A 13190-nucleotide genomic window follows, 5' to 3' on the forward strand; every position below is an offset into this window, starting at 1 on the left:
CGGGAAATTATTTTAGCTGTATCCTACTATTAGTTTATGGAAATTATTAAAGCATTTATCACTTATCTGTTTACTTACGTCATTACTTATTATAGCATCAAGTACGCACTCGCTGATAACATACTAATTAGTACAATGAATATGGGTATTTCGGCATTAATTGCGACATCCATTACAGCTTTACTGTCTGTGGATTTGCTAAAAAATAATAAAAATGAAGCTTAGGACGCTATAACTGAAAATTTAGATAATACAGTAGGACAAAAAAGGGAGCTTTAGATAAAAAGCCCCCTTTTTTGATATAAATAAGACGATTTGATTTATCTTTTTTCGAATTTATACGAAAGCGTTGCCATAAAACTACGCGGTGGAATAGGGTTTACACTATAATTTTCGTGGATGTAATAATTAAATGCATTGTTGATATTGGACAATTTTCCAAGAATGCTCCAATTTTTATAGGTATATCCGGCAGAAAAGTCAATTGTGGTAAATGGGCTGACTGAAATAAGACGATTTAAACCGTCTCGAACATTGATTTTGCTATTGTTCCATCCTGCGTTACGTCTGCCTGTATAAAAAGCAGAAAAGCCTAGTTTTAATCCTTTGACAGTTTCATTTTGAAAGGTGTAAAATACTGTTCCATTTGCAGTATGGGCGGTGGTACCCACTAAGCGTACGTTTTCTTCACTTCCAGAAATTTCTACAGTTTTTGTGTCATTTCCAACTGTTGTTGTATAGCTTGAAATTGGATTTGTATGGGTATAACGCATATAATTATAGGAATATCCAGCTGTCACATTCAAACCTGGTAATAATGTTCCTGTTACTTCAGCTTCTAGACCCTCAGAGGCTGTTTTTCCGGAGAACTCCTTCATGTTGGCGTCGCCATTTTCGGTGCCATCTGGTTTCAGAAGCAGCTGCTGAGCGAATCTATTATTATTGATTCTATACCAGGCAAGATTTGCAGATAAACGACCATTGAAAAAATCATTCTTGACACCGGCTTCATATTGATCAATTATTGATGGTGCTAGAGGTTGGTAATTGATATCGTAGCCCGAGTTAGAGGTGAAATTATTCGCATAAGTGATATATATACTCGATGAAGGTATTGGCTGATAAATCAAGCCGAATTTAGGTGACCATGCTTTATCAACTTTGGCTCCCATTGGATTTCCCTGCCCATCTTTTGTAATTACTTCTTCTGTTTTATTTTCCTTGTAAGTAAATCGCTCGGAATTAGGCGTACGTTGATAGGAATAGCGTATTCCGGCCAAAACTTTAAACTTCTCATTCAGTTCGATCAAATCCTGTAGAAATACACCGTATCGATAGATATCTGTTGTGGTTTTTGTCAACAAATTAGCACCTGGGATATCAGATCTCAATCCACGGCCTGTAGCCAAATGCTGTGCTGTTTGACTCGGATTGAAAACATAAATCGAATCGTAAGCATTTGCCTTTAATGCATTTTTATCATCGTAATAATTGATCCCTTCCATAAAATAGGCATACACATTTGCATGTGATTGATCGGCATCGGCACCGACTAGAATTTTATGTTTAATAGCACCTGTTTTTACAGTACCTGTTAAATTTAACTGCTGGTTGGCTGTAAATTCGTTTGATTTGGATCTTGTCAAATTTCTAGGAGCAATACCATTTTTGTCAGCCTGGATCCTATCAGATCCATAATAGTCACGGTCGTAGGTTTGATAGCTTGCGATCGCATTTAAATTCCAGGATTCGCTAAATTTATGGTTGAAATTGATCTGACCGTTTGAAGTATTTGTATTGTTATAAGCCCAAGGTACATTTAAGAATGTATTTCTTCCGACAGATTGATTTAATTTGCCGTCGACAGTCCCTATTCCAAAGTCTGGTGTGAAATCACTTTTCAAGTAATCAAATGTGAAGTTTAGATCCGTTTGATCGGAAATCTTATACAATACAGATGGGTTTACATAGGTTCGTTTTGACTTGACCTGATCTCTGAAGCTGCCAGCTTTTTCATAAGTGCCTATCATGCGAAAAGCGACTTTATTTGAAATTGGGCCGTAAACATCGACTGTAGGTTTATAAAAGTCATAACTACCTACACGCATTGAAGCTTCTCCGCCGTAGGAGAACTTAGGCTTTTTGGTAACCAGATTAACGACCGCACCGCCGGATACACCACCATATAGTAATGCAGCACTTCCTTTAAGTATTTCAACGGATTCTAATGTACTAGCTTCTATTGAACCTCCATTATTTGTGCGTGCGCCATTCTTAAAGATATTGTTTGCCCCCAAGCTGTAACCTCTCGCATAAAAGTTTTCATTTACACCGCCACGATTTGCACCCATGGCTACACCATTCGCGTTTTTGAGCGCATCGCTTAATCTGTTGACTTGTTGATCGGTAATGATCTGCTTATTAATAATCTGCACGCTTTGTGGTAAGTCTTTATCAATAATACCTGCTTTCCCAACATTGACCGTTTTATTATTATGGGAATTATAGCCAAACACTTCAACCTGCTCCAATTGCGACTCAGAAATATTCATCGCTACATGAATTGTTTGCGCTTTACCATCTTTAACAGTTATTGTTTGTTCTTCAATAGCATTGCCTATGCTCTTGATTTGAATGGTATAGGTCCCATCCGGAAGATTGTAGAAATGAAAACTGCCATCACGGGAGGTTGAAGTTGATCTGCCAAGTGTTGTAATAGTTACTGTAGCTGACTCGATTGCTGCGCCATCTTTGGTTTTGACGCGTCCATATACCCCTTTACTTTGAGCCGAAACATCCAAATGTGTCGCTCCTACCAATCCCAGACTTAAGATAAGCCCCAGAAAAGATCTTTTCATTATTAATATTGAATTAGTCTAAATTATTTATCGGCGCAAACATACAATTAATTTAGTTATTTAGACTGATTTAAAATAAAAAAATAACATACCTTTTATGCAGTCCTATTGTAGGTAATAATACTGGGATATTTGCTTGTTTTGGTCTTTAATGTATTGACATTCAATGATCTGTCATATTTTTATTAACCACTACGAATCGTAAATCATAAGCGCGGATTGTAAATGAAGGATACACAGGAGAAATAGACTTGATATATTTGGATTTAGGAGATCAACACTTTACCGATCACGGTATCGATGTTTTTCATTAGGTTAGAAGAAAGCCGTTAGGAATTCCCCATTCCAGCGGCTTTTATTTTTTATAAATTTGTATCATCATAATTCTCTCCATCACTGAACAGGCTGTTCATGACAGTATTGTTATCCTACAATAAAGATCGTTTTTTCTTATTCCTTTGTTATTCTGATTTTTATATAGGTTGGATAGGTATTTTTATATATCTTTGATAAAGAACCAAAAGCCTTTAGCCTTTCCGCTGTTAACATGGAGATATTTCGACTTTTGGGGAACGAGTAATTTTTGAATTATGAAATATCTTTTTGTACTATTGCTCGGTTTATTCCTATTGTCCAGTTGTGACAAGGAAGATGGTGATCCAGACTCCATGGAGATCGACGGTGCTGCATTAGCCAAAAAATTTCAATTTATAGGTCGTTCTGTTGGTTTTTCAGTAAACCAGATTTATGTAGATCAAACCATAGACAAAAATTTCTATCTGGGAACAGTATGGGGATTGAAAGATACTATACCCACTGTGAAGCTAACTTCCCTTCGTAGTCGTTATAAGCCGTTTAAAATTACAATTGTGCCTACGACTTCTGCTATTTCAAATGCGAAGATCATTCCAACTTTCGACGGGATTCGTTCCTATGCCCGTAAAAATAAAAGCACTGAGCTGACAATGTCAGGTTTTTCCATAACAGATTTCTTTGATTATGAATCAATCCGTTACCATCTCAATAATAGCCCTGACGTAGATAGTGTTTTAAAGCTTGTCGAACACCATGATTCAACAACAATCAAAAGAGCATATAGCTGTTTGATGCGTAGTGAAAATATTGCATTTTCATTGATGGCACAATTCAATGAGTTTTCTTCAGCTTTTGGCCGTAAGGATGTTGCGCAGCTAAAACAAGCTGGTTTTAATCCCTATTATACAAATATTGTAAATTACGGTACGCATTTGATTATGATGGGAGAGAGCGATTATCCTCGGATTGATTTCAAAAATGTACTTGATAAATTATTGGAAGGTCGGCCATTGACAGAGAAGGAGAAAACGATCTTGAACGCTTCGGATCTACTAATCTATCTACGTGGAGGTAAAAGAGAAAGCTTTATCAGGCGCGAAAGCGGTCTGCAAGAAATAACTAAGTTGATAAAGGAATTTAAAAAAGAGTTTGAAAGACAAAGTAACTCATTTGATTTCCCTATCAGCTATTCGCTCAGAAGTTTAGATAATTTTTCACCTTTGAAGTTTTGGTATTCCTATGACTTTCTTGTTCGTGAGGAAAAAGGTAATTAAAGTTTTTTTACACTGAGCGATAGATAGAAAATCTCATTATTTCGTTTGCGTAACATTAACGAGATAAAGCTAATGCCAAGACCGCGAGATATAGAAGTGGACGACTGTTTTGGTTTTTTTTAGAAAAGGCATTTTTTTCTCTGAGGCAAAGGATTCTTTGGATTTCTGCATGCCATCGGCAGGACTATAAATATCTTCCATTTGTTTATCTCCATCCCAGTATACAACTTTTACTTGTCCAAGTTCTCCATAAAGTTCTTCTTTTGACTTGATTTGTAGTTCTTCTACCTGCTTTTCTGGATAGAAGTTTTTTTCAATAATTTGTTTGACAGCTTTACCGCCATATTCATTTTGTGGGTATACCGTACTATTGCCGCATGATGTAATCAACAGCGTACTCGTTACCAAGGCTAAGAAAGTAATTTTGATTCTTTTCATTTTTATTTATACAGTTAATTATTGCTTTTTCTATCGAATTTCATGTCATTTTTATTGCGGCGATGGCTTGCAATAGCTCAGCAAAAATTAGTAGCTTTATTTTTTTTGAATTACTATGAAACTACGTTCTTTATTTTTTGCCCTATCGCTATCACTTTTTAACTTATGTTTAGCGCAGTCTACTGATGCTCGCGTGACTGCGAAACAGGATGACAAAACCCTTGAAATAGCCTTTACTAAAGCCGGAAAAAATAGGGCTTCATTGGAAAAAGTGCTCAAAGATGTGCCTGACAATATGAAGGAAGGGGCAGTCTTCTTAATTTCCTATATGCCCCAACGCGATCTGGAATCTTTAAGCAGTGATTTTTTATTGCGTAATATCGAATTGGCCTATCGGGCAAAAGAAAAGTTCCCTTGGACGAAACAACTACCGGATTCTATTTTTTTAAATGAGGTATTGCCTTACGCCGTGCTCAATGAAAATCGGGACGAATGGCGTGAAGAACTCTTTAACAGGTTTTCAAAGTATGTGGAGTCCTGTAAGACACTCCGTGAGGCCATCGCCGCTGTCAATAAAAATATTCGGGACGAAGTTATGGTTGATTATAACACAAAAAGAAAACGACCTGATCAATCTCCTTCAGAATCCATTGATCAAGGGATGGCTTCTTGTAGTGGGCTGTCAATTCTGTTGACTGATGCATTTCGCGCTGTGGGCATTCCATCCAGGGTAGCGGGAACCTTAAACTGGTTTGACAATCGTGGAAATCACAACTGGTGTGAGGTCTGGATAGATGGGAAATGGTATTTTACAGAATATTACCCTGATAAAGAGTTGAATCGTTCTTGGTTCTTAGCGGATGCTGGCAAAGCGGATGCAAATAACCGGCAGCATGCCATATATGCTTCTTCTTTCAAAGCGGCAGAAACATACTTTCCTTTAGCTTGGGATACAAACTTGAAATATGTAAATGGGGTGAATGTAACGCCTACTTATAAAGCTTTATATAACGAGCAACAGCAACAAATTAACATAGACAATAAGCATACGGCAATTTATGTTATTGCTTATGAAAGTAAGGACAAGAACACACCGGAAGATCGTAAAAAGTGTAATATCGATATCTTTCAAGGAAAGGATCAAGTAGGGGGAGGGTCAACCAAAGATGCAAGACAAGATGCAAACGACAGATTGCAGTTTGCAGTAGAAAAAAACAAAACATATACGCTTAAGTATAATAATAAACATGGGGCAGTGGAAAAGCAGGTGAAAATAGAGAATGATCCCTTGACAGTAACTATTTTTCTTGAATAAGACAAAATCTTTTTAATTATAGATTGTACTCGCTCTCTTATCAGATTCCAAAGGGTCATCTGATAAGAGAGCGAGTTTTTTTATCTAAGATTTTTTATTGGTATTTCCTGTCGGAGAAAAACAGCCATTTAATTGCGATTAAGGCTAAGAAAACCAGGTTATGTAACTTTTTTCTTGCAATCTTAAACTGAATTTGTTTAAATTGCCAATCGAATTGTGACACAACCAATGTATTTGAAACCTTTATCCGAAGAAAATAAGAGGAATATTGCTATTCATCGAGATGAAAACTCTTTTAAGGCCTATTTTTTGGCTAATTATGGGGTGCTAAAAAGTAATGCATTTTCTTTTATAAAAGATAAACAATTGGCTGAAGATGTAGTTTCTGAAGTACTTTGGAAAATCTGGTATTTAGGACCGGATCTTATGAATATCGTGAGTCTCGAAAGCTACCTCCTTCGAGCGATCAAAAATAAATGCCTGAACCTACTTCGGGTTCGTCAGCTCGTGCTAACAGACGGCATTGAATATCAAGATACATTAATCGATCGAAATACACCTGAAGATATATTGATATCTACTGAAAGTATCCAACGGATACAACGGGCTGTAGAATGCTTGCCGCCAAAAACAAAAGAAGCGTTTAAATTGGTGAAGGAAGAAAAGAAGACGTATTTGGAGACTGCGGAAACGATGGGAATATCTAAAAAAACTGTAGATAGACATATTCAAATAGCCCTTGGAAAACTATGGGCCTGCATGAAAGAAAAAAAATAATTTTTTTATTGGGGATTTTGTATTGCTTCGGTGTCTCTATCACAAATACACCGAATGCGCATGTTTTCATCTGAAGAAGAATACTTTTTATTTTTAACCAATCGATTGCTTGAAGGAACGCTCACAGCAGAGGAAAGGAGCGTTTTGGATGATTTACTGCGAGCAGATGAAAATAAAAGACAATTCATTGCCTTCTTGGAAAGTGAGCAGGAAGAAAGGCAAGATGTCGAGGCCGAGATAATCTATGAAAAATCAAAACCTATAGAATTGGTTGCCGATAGGGACTCCAATGTCCGCCCATTTTTAAATCACAAAAAAATAAAAATAATATCCATTGCAGCCAGTGTTTTGATGGTATTTGGATTGTTGACTTTTTGGTCTATCAAAAGAGGTAAAGAGGGAGATATTGATTCAGAATGGCAAACAATTGTTACAGGAAAGGGAGAACGTAAATCGATCAAATTAAGTGATGGATCTGAGGTCTGGCTTAATAATGAAAGTATTCTCCGACTGAAAGATGGATTTGGAAAAACTGACCGGGTATTGCAATTAATAGGGGAGGGCTACTTCTCGATTGCCAAGAATCCAAATTTGCCTTTGACCATTAAGACGGCGCATGCAGAGGTGCTGGTACTGGGTACTAAATTTAATCTCCGCGCGATTCCAGATGAAAATATAACAACGACTTCGCTAATTGAAGGTAAGGTACAACTGAAAGTCGTGGAGAATAAACATACAAAAATCTATGAGCTCCTGCCGGGAAACAAAATCTCTGTGGTTAATTCGGTGCTGGAGCCAAGCCATAATAAAAGCAAGAATGCTGTTATACAGCAGCAGGTAGCTTTTGAAAAACTTGATATAGTCGAGACTGAAGCTACGGAAACACTTTGGATGAAGAACCGTCTGGTGCTTAAAGGTGATGATTTCAATACTGTTGCCCGAAAGATGGAACGTTGGTATGGAAAACCCGTTGTTATCAAAACAGAGCGATTGGCGGAACAGCATGTCACCGGCATATTTGAAGAAACAACCAGTGAGGAGTTCTTGGATATGATCAAGCGAACTGGCATAAAACTAAATTACTATACCCTAAATGATACACTTTATGTAAAGTAAAATTAAAAAAGGGTATCCCTCATAGTGAGCAATACCCATACGTTTTAACCAATGGCATCGGACCCTAGGAAAGTAGGATGCCAATCGATTATTATTAAATACCAAAATTATGAAAAAAAAATCACATGTACTTTATCATGTGCCTATCTCGTATTACCTAAAATGGTTGTTAATGGCCAAATTTTTAATCATTTTCTTATTCGCATGTGTTGCAACTAGTCTAGCGAAAGAATCTAAAGCGCAGAAAACGGTTTCTTTACGATTTGAAGAGGTTCGGCTCAAAAATCTCTTGACTTCAATCGAGGAGCAAACCAAGGTTAATTTCATCTATAACGATAATAGTATTCATGATATTAAAGTAAAGCGTGTTGATGTACGCAATAAAAAGTGGACTGATCTGTTGTTGCCAATCTTAGCGAAGGAATCTTTGGAGATGGATATAGTAAGTGAAAATCGTATTATCATCCGCTCGATGACCAGATCGCAGGATAAAATAGCATCGGGTACAATCAAAGATAGCCGTGGAAAACCATTGGCGGGGGTATCTGTGAAAGTAAAAGGAACAGACAAGATGACACAGTCCAATAGTGATGGACAATTCTCACTTGTGGTCGATAACGAAAACAACATATTGTTGTTTTCTTACCTGGGTTATCTCACACAGGAGCTTCCTTATCAAAGACAAGGGATGTCAGTGGTGTTACAGGAAGATCTCGCCCAATTGGAAGAAGTTGTTGTCATTGGATACGGAACCCAGAAGAAAGCAACATTGACGGGTTCGGTCAGCCAGGTTTCCGGGAGCGAGCTACAGCGTTCGCCAGCACCTAACTTGTCCAATTCCCTTGCCGGGAGAATGCCGGGTGTAGTGGCCAACAATCGTTCAGGTCAGCCCGGGAGCGATAATTCTGAAATATTTATTCGCGGTAAAGGCTCCTTGGGAGACAATAGTCCATTGTATGTGATTGATGGGGTTGCCAACCGTGGTGGCATCGAGCGATTGAATCCGAGCGATATCGAAACTATTTCAATATTAAAGGATGCTTCCGCTGCAATCTATGGCGCACAGGCTGCTAATGGCGTGATTTTGGTGACAACCAAACGTGGAAACGGCGATAAACCAACAATTTCTTACGATGGAAGTTATGGGCTCTCCGAGCATACACGTACACCTAAGTTGATGGATTCTTATCAGTTTATGGTATATGATGATGAAATCAATGCTCATTTTGGTCGAGTTGAAAAGTATAAGGATATTAAAGGAAAGTATTTGGATGGAAGTATCGATCCGCTGCTATATGCAAATACAGACTGGATGAAAGCAGTATTTAAATCAGCTCCGCAAACACAGCATTCGCTTTCGTTGCGTGGTGGTGATGAAAAAGTACGCTACTATGTCTCTGGTGGCTACCTATATCAAAAACCTGGTTTCAAAAATACTGACCTGAATTTCAGAACGGTGCAGTTCCGCTCCAACCTCGATGCAAAGATCACCAAAGATCTGTCGGTATTGATTGAAGTCGCTACAAGACAGGAAAATCGAAACAATTCCAATTATGATATGGGAACCTTCTTTTGGGAAGCGTTCCATGCTTATCCATTCTTACCGGATTACTATCCAAACGGATTACCAGGTCCGGGACTTTCCTGGGGTAATAACCTGACAATCCTTGCTGCAGGGAAAACAGGTTATCAGCATATAAAAGACAATTTTATAAATACGAAAGCGGGCTTTGACCTCAAAACCCCTTGGTTGTTGGATGGATTGAGTTTTTCAGGATATGCCGCATTTGATTCGAGATATCGGCATGAAAAGAAGCTCAACAATATGTGGGACGCTTATCGTTATAATCCTGCAACCAAAGAATATGATAATATTCGGGAAACAACAGGTGATGTTAATATAAACCTTTCGGAGAGAAATGATAACGATCGCATCGAAACCTGGAATTTTAAAATTGGCTATGATAAGAAGTTCGATGCGCATAGTATTAATGCCTTTATTGCTTATGAGCAGAGCAAGAACAGAGGAGATTGGTTTTCTGCTTATCGCCGCGATTTCTTAAGTGATGCTGTAGATTATCTTTTCGCAGGAAGTGACAATCAAAAAAATAACGATGGGAAAGCAACAATCTCTGCACGCCAGAATTATTTCGGACGGGTAAGTTATGGATTTAAAGATAAGTATCTAGTCGATTTCACATTGAGGAGAGATGGTTCGCAAAACTTCAGTAGCAATGCCCGTTGGGGTTGGTTTCCCGGTGTCTCAGCAGGTTGGCGTATTTCCCAGGAGAATTTTTTTAAAGAAAATGTTCCGTTCATCAATGAATTGAAGATTAAAGCTTCCTGGGGTAAATTGGGAAATGATCGCGTAAGTCCTTTTCAATATATCAGTACCTATGTACTTGGAGATGGAGCAATGTTTGGTGTTGACCCTAAGAGAGGGAAAGGTTTTACGGTAGGAAGATTGGCTAACCCCAATATTACCTGGGAAAAAGTGGATACTAAAAATATAGGTTTCGAGTCTGTTTTCTTCAAAAACACGTTGACTTTTGACCTACAGTATTTCTATTCGATGCGGACTGATATTTTAACACCAAAGCAAGCCTCAGTACCCAAATATACAGGATTGACTTTGCCGGATCAGAATATCGGCGAGATTTCAAACAGAGGTATTGAGAGTAGCCTTCTATACCGTAATAAGGTTAATGATTTTAGTTATTCCATTGGCGGAAATTTTACTTTTGTACGCAATAAGATTCATTTCTTTGATGAGGCACAAAATACGCCGGAATGGCAGCGTAGAACAAATCACAGCATAGACTCCTGGTTGGTGTACAAAACCGATGGTATCTACCAAAATCAGGCTGAAATAGATGCTTCTCCACATTTATTGAATACCAAACCCGGCGATATCAAGTATATTGATGTTGACGATGATAAAAAGATTACAAGTAATGATATGGTCCGGATTTACGAAAGTCCGATACCCGAAATTACCTATGGTATTACCATGGGGACAAAATGGAAAAATTTCGATTTAAATATCCTATGGTCGGGACAGGGCCGCGCGAAACAGATTATCAAACCGGGAAGCTATAATAGAGATGTGACATATTTTGAAAATAGATGGACCTCAGAAGCGGAAACACCGAATGCGCTATATCCCAGAGCTTTTGATCGCGATGATACGTTTAATTCCATGAACTCGACATTCTGGTTGAAAAATGCCTCCTTCTTAAGACTGAAAAATGTAGAACTGGCTTACTCACTATCACCAGCTATGCTTGAAAAGATCAAGATGAAAAATCTGCGCATCTTTATTAGCGGTTTCAATCTCTTTTCCATCGACCAGATCAAAATCCAGGATCCTGAAGGGATACAAGCTGGTGGCATGTATTATCCACAGCAGCGGATTTATAGTGTGGGTATGAATTTAAGTTTTTAATTGATAGATTACATGAAAACAACGATAAAACTATATATAGCAATTTTTTTTACAGCTTGTTTTACATCATGCGCTGATTATTTAGATGTCAAGCCTTTGGACTCTTTTACCGGAGAGTCTATATTTTCGGATGTCAGTTTAACGGAAGCTTATGTGAACAAGCGATATACGGAACTACGGGATGGGTTTGGAAATTTCGGCTTACGCTACATTTCCGATGAGGCATATCACAACTTCAACTCGGGTAATCCTTACTTATATAATCGGGGCGAGGTAACAGCAGATCAATTTGGTGACTACTCGACCTGGAATGCGTATTATGAAGGAATCAAGAACTGTAATATTTTCTTTGATAATATTGCTCAGCTCAAAGCGGACAAAGGGAAGGTAGATCGGTTGATTGGGGAAATGACTTTTCTGAGAGCATTTTTTTATACGGACCTCGTTGCACGATTTGGCGGTGTCCCTCTGATTACAAAAACCTTCGATCTGAACAGTGATATGATGGTGCCCCGGAATACCTATGACGAATGTATCGATTTTATTGTAAAAGAATTAGATATAGCAGCAAACTTACTTCCCCTCAGTTATGAAGGAAAGGATTTTGGCCGCGCGACTAAGGGAGCTGCATTGGCACTGAAGTCACGGGTAACATTATATGCCGCTAGCGCTTACTGGAACCCATCTAATGATAAGTCCAAATGGCAAAAAGCTGCGGATGCAGCAAAGGCTGTGCTGGATCTCAATCAATACCAGCTCGATCCGAATTACAAACAGCTTTTTACGAGCAACAAGAGTAAAGAGATTATTTTCATGAAGCAGTTCAATACGGAATTTGGGCACTCCTTCGACTGGACTGATTCTCCGAACGGTTTTACAGGCTGGTCAAGAACCTGTGTACTCCAAGACATGGTGGATGCTTATGAGATGGAGGACGGTTCAATACCTTCAGCACAACAGTACGTGGATGGTAAACCCTGGGAAGGGCGTGAGCCTCGATTCTATGCTTCTGTTGTCTGCGATGGCCAGCAATTTAGAGGAAGAGAGATTGAGTTCTATGTATCTTCTACCGGAAACAGAGCCAATAGTGGTAAAGACAGCGAATTCGGTATTGATGATTGGAATGCTTCGAAGACCCATTACACGATCCGCAAGTTTATGGACGAAAGTTTGCGCAATCCTTGGAACGATAAAAGCGCACAACCCTGGATTTACATGCGTCTGGGTGAGATTTACCTAAATTATGCGGAAAGCCAATATCAGTTGGGGAACGAGGAGGCCGCCCGTACTTACATCAATAAGATTAGAGAGCGGGCACGTGGAGGGAAGGCTGGTATACTTCCTGCTATTACAAGCACCGGGGCAGCACTTTTTGGGAAAATACAACAGGAACGCCGCATAGAACTTGCTTTTGAAGATCATCGTTTTTTTGATGTAAGACGTTGGAAAATCGCTGAACAGACCGAAAACAAACCAGCACGGAAAATCACGATTGTGCGGGATGACCAAACGAAAAAGAAAAGTTATAAAATCGAGGTGTTGCAGGAGCGGAAGTTCTTTCCACAGCATTATCTGCTTCCGATTCCGCGAAGTGAGATTCAACGAAATGCACTGTTGAAACAGAATCCAAGTTACGACTAATCAACCTACCG

General features: G+C 38.7%; 8 protein-coding genes. 6 read left to right on the forward strand and 2 right to left on the reverse strand.

Annotated elements, in window-relative coordinates; translation table 11 throughout:
• Positions 1-320: 320 nt before the first annotated feature.
• On the reverse strand, positions 321-2858 hold the full coding sequence (locus tag LC454_RS01160) for a TonB-dependent receptor (protein WP_223578310.1): 2538 nt from the start codon (positions 2856-2858) through the stop codon (positions 321-323).
• A 590-nt stretch (positions 2859-3448) separates the two neighbouring features.
• Here LC454_RS01160 and LC454_RS01165 point away from each other — a divergent pair.
• Entirely contained in the window at positions 3449-4447 is a 999-nt protein-coding gene (locus LC454_RS01165) for a hypothetical protein (protein ID WP_223578312.1), read from the forward strand.
• Positions 4448-4516: 69 nt separating this feature from the next.
• Here the strand turns inward: LC454_RS01165 and LC454_RS01170 are convergent, their stop codons facing one another.
• A complete protein-coding gene (locus LC454_RS01170; RefSeq protein ID WP_223578314.1) occupies positions 4517-4885 on the reverse strand; it encodes a hypothetical protein in 369 nt (122 codons plus the stop codon).
• 115 nt (positions 4886-5000) lie between these two features.
• On the opposite strand from LC454_RS01170, the gene LC454_RS01175 reads away from it, so the two are divergent.
• From LC454_RS01175 to LC454_RS01195, 5 genes are all read left to right on the forward strand, one after another.
• Positions 5001-6200 carry a transglutaminase-like domain-containing protein gene (locus tag LC454_RS01175; protein ID WP_223578316.1) on the forward strand — a complete coding sequence of 400 codons (1200 nt, stop codon included), beginning with the start codon at positions 5001-5003 and terminating at the stop codon, positions 6198-6200.
• Between the two features lie 228 nt (positions 6201-6428).
• Positions 6429-6977: a sigma-70 family RNA polymerase sigma factor gene (locus LC454_RS01180; RefSeq protein ID WP_223578319.1), complete on the forward strand. Its 549-nt coding sequence runs from the start codon at positions 6429-6431 to the stop codon at positions 6975-6977.
• A 60-nt stretch (positions 6978-7037) separates the two neighbouring features.
• Positions 7038-8093 (forward strand): FecR family protein, encoded by a 1056-nt coding sequence (locus LC454_RS01185; protein WP_223578321.1) that lies wholly within the window; start codon positions 7038-7040, stop codon positions 8091-8093.
• 109 nt (positions 8094-8202) lie between these two features.
• Entirely contained in the window at positions 8203-11538 is a 3336-nt protein-coding gene (locus LC454_RS01190; RefSeq protein ID WP_223578323.1) for a SusC/RagA family TonB-linked outer membrane protein, read from the forward strand.
• A 12-nt stretch (positions 11539-11550) separates the two neighbouring features.
• Positions 11551-13179: a RagB/SusD family nutrient uptake outer membrane protein gene (locus tag LC454_RS01195; RefSeq protein WP_223578325.1), complete on the forward strand. Its 1629-nt coding sequence runs from the start codon at positions 11551-11553 to the stop codon at positions 13177-13179.
• Positions 13180-13190: the final 11 nt, after the last annotated feature.

The organism is Sphingobacterium sp. GVS05A (assembly GCF_019969845.1).
Taxonomy (GTDB): domain Bacteria; phylum Bacteroidota; class Bacteroidia; order Sphingobacteriales; family Sphingobacteriaceae; genus Sphingobacterium.